This window comes from Myxococcus llanfairpwllgwyngyllgogerychwyrndrobwllllantysiliogogogochensis, from assembly GCF_006636215.1.
GTDB lineage: Bacteria > Myxococcota > Myxococcia > Myxococcales > Myxococcaceae > Myxococcus > Myxococcus llanfairpwllgwyngyllgogerychwyrndrobwllllantysiliogogogochensis.
The window spans coordinates 1-17,693 of the sequence record NZ_VIFM01000050.1 but is presented as its reverse complement, the minus strand read 5'-3'; the positions used below and the strand labels follow the sequence as shown (position 1 = coordinate 17,693).

Below are 17,693 nucleotides of genomic sequence, written 5' to 3'. Positions count from 1 at the left end.
GGCGCCCGCCGTGTGTCGGCTCGAGCCCGCGAGGCTCTTGCGTGTCAGTACCCGCGCAGCACGTACAGCCGCCCGTCCACGAGGGCGTACAGCGCGGCCGGCGTCACGCGAGGGTCATAGATGAGCTGCCGCACCTCGCCTCCGCTCACGCCCGCCACCTTCTCCAGCTGCTTGCCGGGCGTCAGGCGCCACAGGCCGTTGTGCGCCGTGCCGACGAAGAGCGAGCCGTCGGCGGTGGCCGCCAGCGCCGTGTAGTCGTTGGTGTTCGCGCCCTCGATGCGGACGTAGTCCGTGTCGGCGTACTTCTTCGGGTCGTGTCGCTGGGGGTTGGCCTGGAACTGCCACAGGCCGCTGCCCAGGCCCGCCACGTAGTACAGGCCGTCCTTCGTCTTCTGGATGGCGCGCCACTTGTTCTGGGGCGCCGCCTGGTCGCGGTACTGGTCGTTGCCCGGATTGACGGGGTCCACGAAGGTGTTGAGCAGGTACTCGGAAATCTCCGCGTCGGCGGGCACGCCGTCACGGTTCTCCCGGTCCCACCACTTGAGGTCCGCGTTGGGCGGGAGGATGCCAATCTTCCAGTCGTTGGCGATGAGCAGGTGGCCCTCCGACGAGAGTCCAAGCCCGTAGGTGTAGCCGGCGCGCTGGGACTGCTTGGGAGGTTTGCTGGGGTCCTCATTCGGGATGGTCTGCCACCACGCGGGGTGCCGGTGGCTGCTGTAGTCGTAGCCGCGGACGCGCGTCACGCCGTGGTTGGTGCCGAGATAGACCTCGCCTTCGTACGTGCCGCTCATCACCCGGACGCACGAGTAGATGGAGCGGTCCTCGTCGTAGTGGAAGTCGTTGCTGTTGCGGATGCCGAGGGGCTCGTTGCGGCTGGGGCGGCTGGTGCCCGCGGAGCGATAGAGGTGCTCGCGCAGCACGATGTCCGAGCCCTCGCTGTTGAGCTGCACGACGTCCACATCGCCCTTCTGGAACTCGACGTAGCGCTCCTCCGAGAAGCCCTCCTCACCCCGTCCGATGATTCTCTGGCCGCCCACGATTTCGTCGTGCGTCCGGTAGCCGACGTAGGCCTCACCGGCCTTGCCGCCGCAGATGACGGTGGAGTCGATGGCGAGCTTGTCCGCCTCCCACCCCAGGCCGAGGCTCGCCTGTCCAATGGGCTGGCTGGTCCACAGCGGCCGGTCCGTGCCCGCGCGCAGCACGCCAATCTGGTTGCCGTTGAGCAGCCAGACGTTGTGCGCGCCATCCACGCCCACCGAGCGGACCTTGGGGATGTCGTACTTCGCGGAGAAGTTCGTCAGCGCGTCCGTGGGCCAGGGGCCCTCGGGCGTCGTGGGCTGCGTGCCGCCGTCTGGAACCGGGTCCGTGCCTCCGTCGCCAGGGCCAGGGCCTGCGTCACCGGGGCCCGCGTCGTCGCCGCCGGCGTCCGTGCCCGCGTCGCCGTCGCCCGCGTCGCCGTCGCCCGCGTCCTCCGTCCCGACGTCACCCCCGTCATCCGAGGGCGACTGGATGTCATCACCGCCGTCCTTCGACCCCGTCCCCTTCGAGCTGTCGCAGGCTCCCGCCGCCAACACCATCGCCACACCGACACACGCGCCCAACAGTCGTCGAATCACCGATTCCTCCCGTCCCCGGTGTGGAGCAAGCGGCGTACCGGGGTGTTGCGCGCGTGCCCACATGGGAAAGAGGGAAGCGCGCTGCCCACCGTGGGCAAGGCGCGGGCGTGACGTGTCGCCAGAAATGACCAGGCCCGCCCCCCGTGAGGGAAGCGGGCTTGGGAGGCCTGTCGGCCGGGTGACTCAAGCAGGGCTTCAGTGGACGGCGTCGTCCACGTCCTGCTTCAGCTCATCGCCCGTCTGCTCCACCTGGTCGCCGGCCTTCTTCGCGTCCTGCTTCGCGGCGTCGGTGGTGCCGGAGCCGCCCGTGCCCTTGGCGCCCTTGGGGCTGGTGGCGCGCAGCTCCACGGCGACGGCGTTGTCACCGGAGAGCTGGAAGCGGGCGTGGACGTCCGCGCCCTCGGGGAGCTGGTCGGCCCGCACCGTCTTGCCGTCCAGCTTCACCACCGTCTGGGGCTTCACATCCAGCTCGGCGTCCGGCAGGTCCTTGCGCGACAGCTTCACGCTGTCGTCGTCCGACTCCTTCACCGTGCCCTTGATGTTCAGCGAGTGCGCCTTCTTGAAGGTGTTGTCCACGCCGGGCACCTTCGAGGCCTCCTTCGTGGCGCCGTTGATGCCGCGCCCCACGTCGGAGGCGTCCACGCCCGTCTGGACGCGCGCGCCGGAGCTCGGAATCTGGTTCTGCGACGGTTGCTCGGCGGGCTCGCTCTGCGCGAACGCGGCGGAGCCCAGGCACAGCGCGAACGTGGTGATGAGCTTCTTCATGGGGTTCCCTCTCCCTTGGTCGGTTGAATGACTTCTGGGAGCAAGGGTGGGGAGGCTGCCTCCCTTCGCCAACCTGTCCGGGAAACCCCCACGTCGTTTCGCCCGTGGAGCGAGCAGGCGAAGCAAGGCGTCGCTCAGACGGCCTGGCTCAGGCGCTTCACCGTGGACAGCAGCTCGTGCAGGTCCAGCGGCTTGCGCAGGCAGCCCGCCACGTCGAGCTGTTTCGCGGCGGCCTCCAGGTGGAGGTCCGCGCTCGCCACGACGACGGGGATGTCCGACAGCGCCGTGTCATGGCGCAGCGCCTCGCGGAAGGCGAAGCCGTCCATCCGGGGCATCATCAAGTCCAACAAGATGAGGTGCGGACGCGAGCCCTCCTGGCGCAGTTGCGCCAGCGCCTCCAGGCCGTCCGCCGCGAGCAACACGGAGTAGCCCTCCAGCTCGAACGCGTCCTGGAGCGCGTCGCGGATATCCAAATCGTCGTCCACGACGAGCAGTGTCTGAAGCGGTTGCACCGGTCCTCCGACCCTGGTCCGGAGCGGACTCGCTCCCACACCACGGTAACGATGGGGTTGCCGCCGTCCAGGCGGAAGCGCTTCGCCGGCGAACCGGGTCAGGGAGTGCTCACCACCCGACGCCCGCTCGCCCTGGGACCACGCGCCGGGTTCAACATTGCAATGGAGTTGCGTTAATTCGTATTACACGGAAGTTGATACTGTGTTGGTTTGCTCGTCTTGCGGGTTGGGCTGAAGATGCGCCCGGCTGCCCGTCCCCTCGGCGGGCGCCCATTCCAGGGAGCAGACCGCATGCGAACCATGTGTCGAAGTGGAGCAGGCAGGAAGCTGATGGCCTCGCTGCTGTGCACGCTGTCCGTCGCGGCGTGTGGGCCCGCGCCCGAGCCGACCAAGCCGGAGGAGGCTCCTCCCGCGACGGGGACCACGGGGCAGCCGGTGGTCTACGGCACCGACAACCGCACGGATGTCTACGCGCACACGAACGCGACGCTGCGCGCGCGCGCCGAGCAGTCCACCGTGGCGCTGATGAGCCCGTCCGACTTCACCGTGAACAGCGCGGGCAACGTGACGTTCAACGCGCCCACGCTGGGGTCGGCGTATGGCCTGTGCTCCAACCAGCGCTTCCTGAACGACCTGACGCCGGCGTTCTGCTCGGGCACGCTCATCGACGATGACCTGGTGCTGACGGCGGGCCACTGCATCACCAGCGCGTCCGCGTGCAGCAGCACGCGCGTCGTCTTCAACTTCTACCGGACGTCGGCCACGGGGATGAAGGCCGTGACGTCGGCGGACATCTTCTCCTGCCAGTCCATCGTGGTGCGCAAGCAGGAGTCGAGCCCGCTCAACCTGGACTACGCCATCATCAAGCTGGACCGCGCCGCCACGCCGCGCTTCGTCCCCGCGCCCATCCGCGCTGGCAACGCCCCGCTGGCGGTGGGCTCGAAGGTGACGGTCATCGGCTCGGGCAGCGGCATCCCCTTCAAGATTGACGACGGCGGCTCCGTGCGCAACGCGCGCGCCAGCACGCTGGACTTCTTCGTCGCCTCCACGGACACGTTCGGCGGCAACTCCGGCTCCGGCGTGTACGAGAACACCGACTACACGGTGGCGGGCATCCTCGTGCGCGGCGAGACGGACTACGTCGCCAACGGCAGCTGCGACATCGTCAACACCTGCACGGAGACGGGCTGCCGTGGCGAGGACATCACCTACGTGCGCCCCGCGGTGAGCGCGTACTGTCTGGTGGCCGGCAGCCTGCGGCTGTGTGGCACCACCAACCCCCCGCCCACCACGACGTTCGCGTTCACCGCCACCAACACCAACAACGCGACGCAGAACACCACGGACAAGACGGTGACGCTGGCCGCGGGCCAGACGCTGCAGTTCGGCACCTGCACGCTGACCGGCGCCTCCGGCACGGGTGACACCTACCTGCGCCTGGTCAACTCGGCGGGCACGTCCGTGGCGAACAACGACGACTCGTGCAGCCTGCTGTCCTTCGTCTCGTATACGGCCCCGACGGCGGGCACGTACACGATGCGCGCCGGCTGCTACTCCAGCAACAGCTGCAGCGGCACCGTGGCCTACGTCATCCAGTAGTCGCGCCCCGCGTGCGCCGGGCGCATGAACGCCCGCGTCCGGCCACGCACAAGCCGCCTGGGCCCCGTCGAAAGGGGCCCGGGCGGTCGTCACCTGGGGTCAGCGGGCGCTTGGGAAGCGCCGGACTTCAGGCGCAGCGGTCGCAGACGCCGCGCAGCTGCACGTCCACGCTCTTCTGGGCCACCGCGCGAGGCACGCCCTTGGAGGACGCGATGCGGATGGACTCCTCCGGCAGACACGCCACCGTGCCGCAGTCGGTGCAGGTGAAGTGCGGGTGGTTGCCGCTGTGCTCGTCGCCCGAGCGTCGCAGCTCGAAGCGCCACACGTGGTCTCCCAGGTCCGCGCGCACCACCAGGCCGGCCTCGGTGAGGTCCGTCAGGTTGCGGTAGATGGTCACCCGGTCATAGCCCTCGTCACCCAGTGCATCCACCAGGTCGGCGTGGCTCATTGGCGCGGTGGCGGTCTCCAGTTCGCGAAGCACCGCCACGCGGGGCGCGGTGCTGCGAAGACCCGACGCGCGGATCCTCTCCTGGAAATCAGCGAGCTTCGGCTGCACGGCGATTCGTTTGGCTCCCATGATATCTTTTCGCATAACCGATCTGCGGGACACTTTCACCTCGCCCGTACCGCAACGTCCGATGTCGAGGACTGGAGTGGCTCGCCCGCCGGGTCCCCCCAGACTCTCTGATATGAGAACAAACACCAGGAGTCCAGGATACTGGTGCAATCCTTGTGCGGAACGAGAGTTCGCGCCTTCCGGCTTCCTGAGTTCCTGATTCGGACGCTCGTGGACCCCGTGAGGTTCAAACTGGCCACCGCGCTCGGAGGGAGCGGGCTCCGGATGTCGTGGACATGACAGTCGCCCCGTCGCGTCATGGAGGGCTCCAGGGGGTGGTATCAGAAACAGGAAGTCGAGTGAGTCCTGGGTGCAGGTGCAACTCATGAGTCACCGGTGACGCGGTGCCGGAAAGAAGCCGGTTCGCGCCGCGTGTGGCCCTGCCCGGGCTCACGGTGGGGGCTCGCCCGGCGTGTGGGGCGGGCATACGGGTGGACGGGCTCCAGGCTGGTTTTCGTATCTGAGTTGTAAAAGCACCTGCGATGTTTTTGTCGCGGAGTTCCCGCGCGGTGCCGGGGAAGGGAGGGCGCCTCGGGTTGCCTGGAGGGCAGAGGCGGGTGTTGTCCTGTCCAACACTCCGGCACGGGTACCTTGACTCACTGCGATGAGTGCCCACACTTGCGCCTTTCGCTCCGCAGGGTGCTCTGGACGGCCCTGTAGCTCGTGTCTCCGGGTCCCCCTCGCCGTGACGAAGCCCAGCCTGCTGCTCATCGAAGAAGCCAGCGTCGCCCGGGAGCTCCAGGTGCTCGCGCTGGAGAGCCAGGGGTGGCAGGTCGTTGCCCTGGCGGACGTGGGGGCCGCCGCCTCGCTGCTCCAGGCCCAGCCGGTGTTGCTGGTGGTGGCCGCCGCGGGGCTGTTGGCGGCCGGACAGGAGGGACTGGCGGCGTTGCGCCGGGCGCTGGAGACGACGGCGGTGGGGCTGTACGTGCTGGCCTTCCCCGCGGAAGAGGAGGTGGTGCGCCGTCACTCGCTGCCGCTGACGGGCTTCTTGTGGCGCCCGCTGAGCCTGTCGGGGCTGGTGGAGGGCGTGCGGCAGGCCTTGCCGGGGCTGGAGGCACAGGCGCCCCGGCCGCTGGTGCTGGTGGCGGATGACGACCCGGTGTCGCGCAAGCTGCTCCAGCTGTTCCTGGTGCCCCTGCGCTTCCAGGTGGTGTCCGCGTCGGACGGCCCGCAGGCGCTGGACGTGGCGCGGCGGCGGCGGCCGGACGTGGTGCTCGCGGACGCGCTGATGCCGCGCATGGATGGCTACAAGCTGTGCCTGGCCCTGCGGCAGGACCCGAGGCTTGGGCGCGTGCCGGTCATCCTCACGCACGCGCTGGCGCCGGACGAGCTGGATTTGCGCATGGCGCAGAACGTGGGGGCCAACGGCTTCGTGCGGCGCGCGCAGGATGGGGACGAGCTGGTGGGGACGCTGCTGCGCGCGCTGGAGGCGGGAGGCCCCGCGCCCCTGGTGCCCGCCGGGGAGCTGTCCACCGAGGACCACCTGTACCGGGTGGTGCGGCAATTGGAGCGGCGGGTGGGGCTGCTGGAGCATGCGGAGCGGGGCGCGCGCGAGAGCGAGGAGCGCTTCCGGCGGGTGGTGAACGGCTCCTATGACGGCATCTGGGACTGGGACCTGCGCCGTGGCTCGCTCTACTGGAGCCCGCGCCTGTTGGAGATGCTGGGGCTGACGCCGGAGTCGTTCGCCGGCACGTACGAAGCCTTCGTGGAGCTGCTGCACCCGGAGGACCGGGCGGGCGTGCTGGCCGCGCTGACCGAGCACCTGGAGCGGGGCGTGCCCTACGACGTGGCCTTCCGGCTGCGGCATGCGACAGGGGGCTATCGCTCCTGCGTGAGTCGGGGGCGCGCGTCGCTCGACGGCCAGGGGCAGCCGGTGCGGATGTCGGGCATCATCGGCGACGTGACGGAGCAGCTGCGGCTGTACCGCGAGGCGCGCGAGGCGGTGCGCGCGCGCGACGACTTCCTCAGCGTGGCGGCGCATGAGCTGCGCACCCCGCTGGCCGCGCTGCGCCTGCGGGTGCAGGGCGCGCAAGGGGCGCTGCGGGTGCTGGGCGTGGCCCAGGCCGTGCCCAGGCTGGAGCGGGCGCTGGAGGCCGCGGACCGGCAGGTGCAGCGGATGTCGGACCTGGTGGAGTCGCTCCTGGACGTGTCCCAGTTCCAGGGCGGCCCGCCCCACCTCCACCTGGACGTCGTGGACCTGTCCTCGCTGGTGCGTGACGTGGTGGCGCGCTCGGAGTCGGCCGCGGCGCGCGCGGGCTGTGAGCTGGTGCTCGGGCCCATGTCACCCACGCGGGGCCGCTGGGACGGCACGCGGCTGAGGCAGGTGGTGGCGCACCTGTTGTCCAACGCGATGAAGTTCGGCCCTGGCAAGCCGGTGGAGGTGGAGCTGGCGCACGAGGACTCCACCGCGACGCTGTGGGTGAAGGACCACGGCATCGGCATCGCCCCGGAGCGGGTGGAGGGCCTGTTCCGCCGCTTCGAGCGCGCGGTGCCGGTGCGCCACTACGGCGGGCTGGGGCTGGGGCTGTACCGGCTGCGCCGCATCGTCGAGGCGCATGGCGGCGAGGTGTCCGTGGACAGCACGCCCGGCGAGGGCTCCACGTTCCGCGTCCGCCTGCCCCTGGACGGTCCCCCCACCGCCCGCGCCTGACTCAGAGCGAGTCGAGGAAGGCCACGAGCGCGTCGCGCTCCCCCTTCGACAGCGCGCGCACGGCCTCGCGCGCGGACGCGGCCTCGCCGCCGTGCCAGAGGATGGCCTCCAGGGGCGTGCGCGCGCGTCCGTCATGCAGCAGCCGCGAGTGTCCGCTCACCTCCCGCGCGCGGCCCAGGCCCCACAGGGGCGCGGTGCGCCACTCGCGGCCCGAGGCGAGGAAGTCCTCGCGCCCGTCGGCCAGCGCGTCACCCAGGTCATGCAGCAGCAGGTCCGAGTAGGGCCAGATGAGCTGGCCGGACAGCTCCGGGTAGCCCGCGAGCGTGCCGGTGGTGACGGACGGCCGGTGGCACTTCGCGCAGCCCACGCGGTGGAAGACGGCCTTGCCGCGCAGCACGTCGGCTAAGTCCACGCCCGTGCGCGTCGGCACCGCCACGGTGTGCGAATAGAAGTCGAGCGCTTCCAACTGCCGCTCGCTCACCTCGGGCACGCCGCCGTGGGGCGCCGCCCGACATACGGCCTGCGCCGCCGTGCAGCTCTCCTCGGTGAAGAGGGTGGTGGTGAGGCCCAGGTCGCCCAGCAGCGCCGCCGCGTTCTGGTGCTCGATGTCCGGCTGGTTCGCCTTCCATCCGAAGCGGCCCACCACCTCGCGGCCCTGGCGCTCGCTCCACACGCGGTTGGGCCGCCCGGAGATGCCGTCGCCATTCGCGTCGTCCGGGTCCGCCCACGCAAGCAGCGTCTCGTCGCTCACCGCCGCGAGCAGGCCCAGGCCCACCATGGGCTGCGCCACCCGCGCGGACGTGCGCGTGTCGGGCGCCAGCGGCCCGTACGCCAGCTCCGTCAAATCCAGCTCCGGTGCCTGGAGCGTGTAGGGCTCCGCGTCCGCGAAGGTGCCGGGGACGTCCGTCCACTTCACGCGCACCTGCCCCTCGGCGGGCACCGCGCCGACGCTCCGGGGTTGGAGCTGGTCGCCATAGGTGGGCTCGGGCAGCGGGCCTCCGTGCGCGCCGACGCCGGGCACCGACAGGCGCACCAGCAGCGTGTCGGCGACTTCGTTCCCCTCGGGAGGACGGCCGCGCCCGTTGCCCAGGTGGCAGGCGATGCAGGAGACGGAGTGGAAGAGCGGGCCCAGGCCGTCGCGCTCGGGCTGCGAGCCGGGCGCGCCCACCCAGTTCGCCTCGAAGACGGACTCGCCCACGAAGAACTCGGAGCGGCGCGCCAGCACCAGGTTCGCCGCGGGCTTCGTGAAGGCGGCGGCGCCCGCCACCGCCACGCTCGTCTCGCCGCCGGGCCGGTCCTCGCCCACCTCCACCACGTCGAAGCGCGGAAGGGGCTCCTCGGGATTCGGTTCCTCTGGATTCGGCTCCTCGGGATTCGGCTCCTCGGGAGTCGGAGTGACGGGGCGCGCCTCCCCGGACCCGTCGCAGGCGACGAGGCCGAGGAGCGTCAACAGGAGGACCAGGCCCGCGGCGTGTTTCACGGCAGCGTCACCGGAACGGGGTCGGTGTAGGACCAGCGGTCGATGACGGCGTCGGGGCCGAGCGAGCCGTTGAAGTTCCAGCCCCACGCGTAGACGGAGCCGTCGCCGCGCACGGCGATGACGTGGGTGGCGCCCATGCCCATGGCGGACAGGGGCTTCACCTCGGGAGACGACTCGGTGGGCACGGCGCGGTCCTCATCGTCGCCCACCCCGAGCTGGCCGTTGCCATTCTGGCCCCACGCGAGCAGCGAGCCGTCCGCGCGCCGCGCGAAGCTGTAGTTGCCGTTGGCGAAGACGGCGCTCACGTCCGTCGCGCCCGGCACCTTGCCCGGCGTGGCGCTCTGCGTGTTCGCTCCGGACGTCCCGTTGCCCAGCTGCCCGCTGACGCCCAGGCCCCACGAGGACACGGTGCCATCCGCGTGCACCGCGAGGATGTGGTCGCGCCCGTTGGCCAGGTCCACCACGTCCGCCAGGCCCGGCACGACTTCCGCCGTGGGACGGCCCTGCGTGCCGGCCGTGCCCGTGCCCAGGTTGCCGTAGGTGTTGCGACCCCAGGTCCACACGGTGCCGTCGCGCTTGAGCGCCACCGAGTGCATGGAGCCGGCCACCAGCTTCACCACGTCCGTCAGGCCCAGCACCGTCACCGGGTAGTCCCGCGCCGTCGTCGTGCCGTCGCCCAGCTGGCCGTCCGCGTTGTTGCCGAAGGCGCGCACCGTGCCGTCCTCCATCAGCACCAGCGCGTGACGGAAGCCAGGGGCCACCGCCACCGCGCCCGTCAGGCCGGGCACCTTCGTCGCCGCGTAGCGAGGCGCGACGTCGGGCGTGCCCGGCTGGCCCAGGCCCAGCTGGCCGTCCGCGTTCTCACCCCAGGTCCACACCGCGCCGGCCGAGTCGAGCGCCATGGAGAAGTTCTGGTTGAAGGCCACGGAGGCCGCGTTCTCGATGCCCGGCACCGCCTGGGGCTGCGTCTGGTTCGCCGTCACGTCCACGCCCAGGCCCAGCTGGCCGCGGTTGTTGCGGCCCCAGACGTAGACGCGCCCGTTGCGCAGCGTGCCGCTGTGCAGGCCGCCCGCGGTGGACAACCCGCCGAAGCGGAAGGTCACCGTCTTCTCACCCGTGTTGCCCTTCGCGTCGCGCGCGCGCACCACCACCTGGTTGGCACCCGGGCGGGGCGTCACCTCGAAGGAGACCGCGCCCTCGGCCGTGGTGGGCAGCGCCAGCGTCTGCTCCTCGCCGTCGTTGAGCGTGTACGAGAGCGCCGTCACGGCCACGTTGTCCGTGGCGACCGCGTCCACGCGCACGCGGCGCACGGTGATGGCCAGCCCCTCCTCGGGGGACAACACCTGCACCTGGGGCGCCTGGGCGTAGCGCAGGCTCAATACCCGCGCGCTGGTGCCGCCGCTCTGGTCCACCGCCTCCAGCCGCACCTCGTTGTCGCCCTCGGGCAGCGTGAGCTCCACCGCGAAGACGCCCGCCGTGGACGTCTTCTCCGTGTATTCCACGGCGCGTGCCTCGCCGTCGTTCACCCGAGCCGTCAGGCCGGCCAGCTTGCCCGGCACATTCACCGTGCCGGTCAGCCGCACCACGGGCTCACTCAGGGTGTCGCCCGACGCGTGAGACATCACCTGCATGAACGGAGAGACGGGGACGCCGGGCGTGGACTCCACGTCGGACCCGCACGCGGCGAGCCAGAGGGTCACGAGCGCCAGGACACAGGCACGGGACTTCATGGGGACTCCTGAGTTGTTGAGATTGATTTGCAGAGTCAGAAAAGTGCCCGGCCTCATATCGCTCGCGGCTCAAGGCGCGCAAGCGACAGAGGGCTCAATTTGGCGGTTGCCGCCCGGGATTCCCCGAGGGAGAAGCGTGCGCGGGAAAGCCCGGGAAGCGCTTCAGGGAGCCTGGCGGACACGGTTGGCGGGATGACCGGGTCTTGGGATTCGGAGGCCGGGCGGGCGGGCAGGTGTGGGACACTCGCACGGTCAGCACGGGGGAGCGTCCAGGCCCTCCCACTGCTGGTCCCTGTCCCAACGTACGATTGTCCTCCAGTGGAAGGTGGCGGGGAGGGGGGCTCGACGTTCTCTTCGCAGGCCGGGGAATCGCTCTAGGTTCGGCGCTCGTCGCCAGGGGAATTCATGTCAGAGGTGCTCGTCGTCGATGACAGCAAGGTGATGCGGGACATGGTGGTGGCCTGTCTCAGGCCCTACCCGGGCCTGAACTTCACCCACGCGTCCAGCGGGCTGGAGGCCATCGAGCGCCTGTCGCTGAGCCCGTATGACCTGCTGGTGTTGGATTTGAACATGCCGGATATCGGCGGCATCGAGGTGGTGGAGTTCGTGCGGGGGCAGGATCGGCTGCGCACGCTGCCCATCATCATCGTGACGACGCGTGGGGACGAGGCGTCGCGCGCCCGGGCCCTGTCCGCGGGCGCCAACCGCTTCATGACCAAGCCCTTCACTCCCGATGCCATCCTCGCGGAGGCGCGGGGGCTGTTGGAAGAGAAGCCGGCTTGACGGCCTCCGTGGACCTCGCGGACTTCCTGCCGGCCTATCTGGCGGAGGTGGAGGAGCTGCTCGACTCGGCCCACCGTCAGTTGATGGCGGTGGAGGCCAGTGCGCGGCGTGGCGCCGCCCATCCGAAGTCCGTGCGGGAGCTGTTCCGCGCGTTGCACACCATCAAGGGCCTGTCCGCCATGGTGGACGTGGAGCCCATCGTCTCCATCTCCCACTGGATGGAGACGTCCCTGCGTCAGGCGGACCAGGCGGGCGGGCGGCTTCCCGAGTCCAGCGTGGAGCCGCTCATGGAGGGCCTGCGCGCGGTGGAGCAGCGCATGCGCCAGCTCGCCGCGGGCAAGGACGCCTCGCCCGTTCCTCCGGGACTGCTGGAGCGACTGGAGGCGCTGGGGGTCTCCTCCCCCGTGGTGGCCAGTACCGCCCGGCCCTCGGCATTGCTGCTCGATGAGACCCTGGCGCTCGCCCCCCGGCTGACACCCACCGAGCGCGAGCAGCTCACCTCGGGCGCGGGCCATCGTCGCCCGGTCCGCGTGGACTTCATCCCCGGTGCCGAGCGCGCCGCGCGGGGCATCACCATCAACAGCGTGCGCGAGCGACTGGCGGCGCTGGGGGAACTCGTCAAGGTCGTCCCAGTGGCGGGGCCGGCGCCGGGCGGCGGCTCGCTCACGTTCGTGTTGCTGCTCAGCACCGATGCCTCGGACGCCGTGCTCAAGGAAGCGGCGGGAGGAGAGCCCGCCCAGGTGCGCGCGCTGTCCACCGCGCCCTCGGCCGTGGACGGGCCGTCCGTGCCGGAGCGGGAGCCGGAGCTGGAGGAGGAGCCCGAGGAGGGGCGCCGGTCCAGCGGTACCTTGCGGGTGGAGGTGTCGCGGCTGGACGAGGCGCTGGAGCGACTGGCGGCGCTCGTCGTCAACCGCTCGCGGCTGCAGCGCGCGGTGGTGGACCTGACGGCCGTCGGGGCTCCGACGCGGGAGCTGCGCGCCATCCTCCAGGAGAACGGACGGCAGCTGCGAGACATGCGCGCGGCCATCCTCCGCCTGCGCATGGTGCGCGTGGGGGACGTGCTGGAGCGGCTGCCGCTCCTGGTGCGCGGCCTGCGTCGCACCACGGGCAAGGCGGTGCGGCTGGAGCTGGAGGTGGGCGACGCGGAGCTGGACAAGGCGGTGGCGGACCGCATGCTGCCCGCGCTCGTGCACCTGGTGCGCAACGCGGTGGACCACGCGCTGGAGTCTCCCGAGGAGCGCCGCGCCGCGGGCAAGCCCCCGGAGGGCCGCGTGCGCCTGGGCTGCCATGCGAACTCCAGCGGCTGGGTGGACATCACCGTGGCCGACGACGGGCGGGGCGTGGACGCGGGGGCGGTGGCCCGGCGCGCGGGCGTCCCGGTTCCCCGCGGCCCGGATGACCTGCTGGAACTCTTGTGCCGGCCCGGCTTCTCCACCCGCGAGGAGGTCACCTCCACCAGCGGGCGTGGCATGGGCATGGACATCGTCCGCCGCATCGTCGTGGACCAGCTCGGTGGCGAGCTGCGTCTGGAGACGCGCGTGGGGGAGGGCACCACCTTCCACCTGCGCGTGCCCCTGACGATTACGCTGCTGGACGCCATCATCTTCGAGTGCGCGGGGCTGCGCTACGCGGTGGCGGTGGGCTCCGTGGAGGAGCTCATCGAGGTGGAGGCCGCGCGGGTGGTGCGGCCCGCGGGCGCCCACGGCGTGGCATTGGTGGAGCGGCGGGGCCAGTCGGTGACGCTGGTGTCCCTGGCGCGGCTGTTGGGTTCCGCGTCCGCCCAGGCCGTGGACGCCACGCCTCCTCGGGGGTTGGTGGTGCGACAGCGCGGAGAGCTGGTGGCGTTCGGAGTGGACCGGTTGCTCGGTCAGCAGGAAATCGTGCTGCGCCCGCTGGAGGACCCGCTGGTGCGGGTGCCCGGGGTGGCGGGAGCCACGGACCTGGGAGATGGCCAGCCCACGCTGGTGCTGGACCTGAATGCGCTGGGAGCGGCGCGCCGCCCGGGGTCCGGTGGACGAGAGGAGCGCGCGACATGAGCGTGCTGCATGTGGTGTTCAAGGTGGATGGCGCCGAGTACGTGCTGCCGGCTTCGGACGTCCTCCAGATGGAGTCCTTCTCCGGGGCCACGCCCGTGCCCGGCGCGCCGGCGCATGTCGCGGGGCTGGTGCAGGTGCGCGGGCGCGTCATCCCCGTGGTGGACGCGCGCAGGCGCTTCGGGCTTCCGGCCCTGGAGCGCTCGCTCGACACGCGGGTGGTGGTGGGGCAGTTGGGGACGCGGACGGTGGGGCTGCTGGTGGACAGCGCGCGCGAGGTGCTGAAGCTGGACCCCGCGAAGTTCCAGCCGCCGCCGCCGCTGGTGGTGGAAGGCTCGCGAGGGTTCGTGAAGGCCGTGGCCCAGGTGGGGCCGAGGCTGGTGATGCTCATCGATTTCCCCCGGGTCATCGGGGAGGAGGCGCCAGATGGCGACGGAAAACGGTAACGGCCCCCAGGGGCAGGATGACGCGCGCGGGCTCACCGAGCGCTTGTCGCGCGGAGTCCGGGAGGGCGTGGCCCTCCTGCAGGACGTGGAGGCGCTCGCATCGAGGCTGGCCGCCAGTGGCAACGAGCAGGCCGCGGCCTCCGAGCAGGTGCGCGCCTCCATCGAGTCGGTGGCCGCCCATGTCGAGGCGACGAGCGTCGCGACGCAGACGCTGGCGCGCTCCCAGCGCACGGTGAGCGACTCCGCCCGCGCGCTGCAGCAGGAAGCGGAGGCCACCGCGGGCTCCGTGCAGGAGGTCAGCGCGTCGGTGGCGGGGGTGCGCAAGGACGCAGCCCACCTGGCCGCGGAGGCGGACACCACCGCCGCCACGCTGGAGCAGGTGACGCGCTCGGTGAAGACGGTCAACTCCAACGCGGAGGACCTGGCCGCCTCCAGCGAGGAGCTGCTGGCGTCCATGACGGAGATGAACTCCACCGTCGCGGACCTGGTGACGCGCAACCAGTCGGGCGCGGCCTCCACGGAGGAGGTGGGCGCGACGATTGAGGAGATGGCCAAGGGCATCGCCCGGCTGGCCACCGACGCCCAGGGCGTGGGCGAGCGGGTGACGCTGGTGACGGGCGCGGTGGTGGGGCTGGGCAAGTCCCTGAGCGACCTGTCCCGGGACGCCACCACCATGTCCTCCGGCGTGGAGGAGACGGCGTCCACCGCGGAGGAGCTGGCGCGCAGCGTGCGCGGCGTGGCGGAGAGCGCGCGCGTGCTGGAGACGCACGCGGCCTCCACCGCCTCCACCGTGGAGGAGGTGGCCGCCAGCGTGGAGGAGGTGGCCGCCACCGCGGAGAGGAACTCCGCCGTGGTGGATGCCAACGCGGCGACGATTGAGCAGCTGGCGCGCTCCGCCCAGTCCGTGGCCAAGGCCTCCGAGTCCATCAACGGCCTGGCGTCCTCGAGCGCCAGCGCGTCCGCGCAGCTGGAGGTGTCCACGCGGCGGGTGGCGCAGATGAGCGAGGAGGCGCGCGCCACCTCGGACCGGGTGGGCACCATCGCCCGCGAGGGCGGCGCCACCGTGGTGCGCTCCATCGCCGGCTTCAGCCGCATCCGTCAGTCCATCGTCGAGTCCTCGGGCGTCATGAAGGAGATGGGCAAGCGCGCCGAGGAGATTGGCGACATCGTCCAGACCATCAACCTCATCGCCGACCGGACGAATCTCCTGTCCCTCAACGCCAGCATCGAGGCGGCGCGCGCCGGGGAACACGGGCGCGGCTTCGCGGTGGTGGCGGAGGAGATTCGCGCCCTGGCGGACCGCGCGGCGGCGGCCAGCTCGGACGTGGCGAAGATTGTCCGCGGCCTCCAGACGACGGCGCGCGAGGCGGCGAGCGCGAGCGCGGAGGGCATGCGCGCCGCGGACGAGGGCGCGGCGCTGGCGTCGGACGCGGAGCGGGCCCTGTCCACCATCCTGAAGGGCGTGGATGACGTGGGGCAGAACGTGCGCGAGGTGAGCCGCGCCACGACCGAGCAGGTGCAGGCGGTGCAGTCGCTGGCGCAGGGCACCACGAAGATGAGCGAGCAGGGCCGCGTCATCGCCGCGTCCGCGTCGGAGCAGGCCCAGGCGGCCCAGGCGCTGGCGCAGGGCGGCACGGAGATGCGGCGCATGGCCCGGCAGACGACGCAGGCCACCGCGGACCAGGCCCGCGCGCTGCGCGACGTGGTGCGCTCCAACGGGCAGCTGGCGGAAGTCGCCCAGAAGGTGTCCCGCGCGGTGCAGGAGCAGGCGGCCGCGGCGGCGGACCTGTCCAAGGGCGCCGCGCAGATGCGCCAGCTGGTGCAGGGCGTCAGCGCCGTCGTGGGCACGCAGAGCAAGGAGGTGACGGGGATGGCGCAGGTGGCCCAGGACCTGGCGAGCACCACCCAGCGCACCCTGGCGGGGCTGGCCGAGCAGGCCAAGGCGGCGGCGGAGGTGACGCGCGCCATGGAGGATACGCGCAAGGAAGTGGCCCAGTCCGCGCGCGGCATGGCGGAGCAGGCGCGCGCGCTCAAGCAGGGCGAGACGGCCAGCCGCCAGGTGGCGAAGCTGGCGTCGTCCGTGACGCGCGCCACCGACGAGCAGGCCCAGGCGCTCGTCGCGCTGGTGAAGGGCGCGGACGAGGTGCGGCGCGTGGCGAAGGGCACGGCGCGCGCGCTGGACGAGCAGTCGGAGGTGCTGACGGGGCTCGCTGCTTCCGCGCAGCGGCAGGCCACGGGCACCGCCGCGGTGGCGCGCGCCAGCGGCGATGCCACGCAGGTGATGGAGGGCCTGGTGAAGGGCGTGGAAGAGATGCGGGTGAGGGCGCGGGAAATCACCACCACCACCGCGCAGCAGGTCCGCGCGTCGTCGGCCACCGCGGGAGAAGTGCGCGAGGTGGCGGGACGACTGACGCACCTGTCGCGACTCCAAGCCGAGCAGGTGGAGAGCCTGGAGCGCCTGGGCAGCGTGCTGGGGAGTGGTAACACCCCGCAGGCTTCCGAGGCGGGGGGCTCGCGCTCCAGGGAGCGACAGACATGACGGAATCGACTTCCGTGACGGGCTCCCCCCTCTTCCTGTCCGCGGAGGACAGGGCGCGGGTGGAGGAGGTGGAGCAGCTGGCCCGAGGGGGCGCCGGCAGCCTGGAGAGGCTGGTGGCCGGACTGGACACGTCGAGCTGGGCGGTGCGCCGCGCCGTCGTGGCGGCGCTCGCGCGGCTGGGCACCCCGGCGGTGCCTCCGCTGTGCGACGTGCTGCGCCACCGCCGCGACAACGAGGCGCGCCTGGCGGCCGCGGTGGAGGCGCTGGTGGCGTCCACGGGCGCGGTGGAGGAGTCCCTGGAGGGTCTGGCGGACAGCCCGTCCGCGCCCATCGTCTGTGATGCCGCGCAGGTGCTGGGGCGGCGGCGCAGTCGGCGCTCGGTGCCGCTCCTGGCGCGGCTCACCGTGCATCCGGACGACAACGTCGCGGTGGCGGCCATCGAGGCGCTGGGCCGCATTGGCGGCGGCGCGGCGGTGGACGCGCTGCTGGCGGCGCTGGGCAGCGGCAACTTCTTCCGCATCTTCCCCGCCATCGACGTGCTGGGCCGGTGTGGGGACCCGTCGGTGGTGCCCGCGCTCCTGGGGCTCCTGGCGGACCCCTTCTACGCGCTGGAGTCGGCGCGCGCGCTGGGCCGCACCGGCCAGGACGCGGCGGTGCCCGCGCTGGTGAGCCTGCTGCGCCGGGGCAACGACGCGCTGGTGCGCGTGGCGGCGGTGGCGCTGGTGGACATCCACGAGGCGCAGGTGCAGCGCTTTGGCGGCGCGCGCGCGGTGCAGGCCGCGCTGCGCTCCGGTCCCGGTCCGGACCTGTCCATGCTGGGCCGCAGGCTGGCGCAGGCCATCACCAGCGCGGACTCCGCGGAGCGGGCCGCGCTGGCGCGACTGCTGGGTTGGGTGGGAGGGCAGCTGTCTCTTATACACCTCT

The 17,693-nt window shown here is 71.9% G+C and carries 13 protein-coding genes; 7 read left to right on the top strand and 6 right to left on the bottom strand.

What is annotated here, in order from left to right; translation table 11 throughout:
* Positions 1-44: 44 nt before the first annotated feature.
* From FJV41_RS15060 to FJV41_RS15050, 3 genes are all read right to left on the bottom strand, one after another.
* Positions 45-1,616: a hypothetical protein gene (locus tag FJV41_RS15060; RefSeq protein WP_141643174.1), complete on the bottom strand. Its 1,572-nt coding sequence runs from the start codon at positions 1,614-1,616 to the stop codon at positions 45-47.
* Positions 1,617-1,811: 195 nt separating this feature from the next.
* On the bottom strand, positions 1,812-2,381 hold the full coding sequence (locus FJV41_RS15055) for a hypothetical protein (protein WP_181790646.1): 570 nt from the start codon (positions 2,379-2,381) through the stop codon (positions 1,812-1,814).
* A gap of 134 nt (positions 2,382-2,515) precedes the next feature.
* Positions 2,516-2,893, bottom strand: a complete 378-nt coding sequence (locus tag FJV41_RS15050; protein WP_141643173.1) for a response regulator — start codon at positions 2,891-2,893, stop codon at positions 2,516-2,518.
* Positions 2,894-3,184: 291 nt separating this feature from the next.
* Here FJV41_RS15050 and FJV41_RS15045 point away from each other — a divergent pair, with 291 nt between their 5' ends.
* A complete protein-coding gene (locus FJV41_RS15045) occupies positions 3,185-4,492 on the top strand; it encodes a trypsin-like peptidase domain-containing protein (protein ID WP_141643172.1) in 1,308 nt (435 codons plus the stop codon).
* Positions 4,493-4,619: 127 nt separating this feature from the next.
* Here FJV41_RS15045 and FJV41_RS15040 read toward each other — a convergent pair whose 3' ends face one another.
* Entirely contained in the window at positions 4,620-5,069 is a 450-nt protein-coding gene (locus FJV41_RS15040) for a Fur family transcriptional regulator (protein ID WP_141643171.1), read from the bottom strand.
* Positions 5,070-5,793: 724 nt separating this feature from the next.
* Between FJV41_RS15040 and FJV41_RS15035 the strand changes: the two genes are divergently transcribed.
* Complete coding sequence (locus tag FJV41_RS15035; protein ID WP_141643170.1) at positions 5,794-7,758, top strand: sensor histidine kinase; 1,965 nt, start codon at positions 5,794-5,796, stop codon at positions 7,756-7,758.
* 1 nt (position 7,759) lies between these two features.
* On the opposite strand, the gene FJV41_RS15030 is transcribed toward FJV41_RS15035, so the two are convergent.
* The gene (locus FJV41_RS15030; protein ID WP_141643169.1) at positions 7,760-9,238 is read right to left on the bottom strand and encodes a di-heme oxidoreductase family protein; all 1,479 of its coding nucleotides are present in this window, start codon (positions 9,236-9,238) and stop codon (positions 7,760-7,762) included.
* Entirely contained in the window at positions 9,235-10,968 is a 1,734-nt protein-coding gene (locus tag FJV41_RS15025; protein ID WP_141643168.1) for an RCC1 domain-containing protein, read from the bottom strand. Before FJV41_RS15025 ends, FJV41_RS15030 begins: the two co-directional genes overlap by 4 nt.
* Before the next feature lie 405 nt (positions 10,969-11,373).
* Here FJV41_RS15025 and FJV41_RS15020 point away from each other — a divergent pair, with 405 nt between their 5' ends.
* The 5 genes from FJV41_RS15020 to FJV41_RS15000 form a co-directional block, all read left to right on the top strand.
* The gene (locus tag FJV41_RS15020; RefSeq protein WP_141643167.1) at positions 11,374-11,751 is read left to right on the top strand and encodes a response regulator; all 378 of its coding nucleotides are present in this window, start codon (positions 11,374-11,376) and stop codon (positions 11,749-11,751) included.
* Positions 11,748-13,787, top strand: a complete 2,040-nt coding sequence (locus tag FJV41_RS15015) for a chemotaxis protein CheA (RefSeq protein ID WP_141643166.1) — start codon at positions 11,748-11,750, stop codon at positions 13,785-13,787. Before FJV41_RS15020 ends, FJV41_RS15015 begins: the two co-directional genes overlap by 4 nt.
* Positions 13,784-14,230 (top strand): chemotaxis protein CheW, encoded by a 447-nt coding sequence (locus FJV41_RS15010; protein ID WP_141643165.1) that lies wholly within the window; start codon positions 13,784-13,786, stop codon positions 14,228-14,230. Before FJV41_RS15015 ends, FJV41_RS15010 begins: the two co-directional genes overlap by 4 nt.
* A complete protein-coding gene (locus tag FJV41_RS15005; RefSeq protein WP_141643164.1) occupies positions 14,211-16,769 on the top strand; it encodes a methyl-accepting chemotaxis protein in 2,559 nt (852 codons plus the stop codon). The genes FJV41_RS15010 and FJV41_RS15005 overlap by 20 nt, the downstream gene beginning before the upstream one ends.
* On the top strand, positions 16,766-17,693 hold a 928-nt coding region (locus FJV41_RS15000), incomplete at its 3' end, for a HEAT repeat domain-containing protein (protein WP_141643163.1). The genes FJV41_RS15005 and FJV41_RS15000, both read left to right, overlap by 4 nt.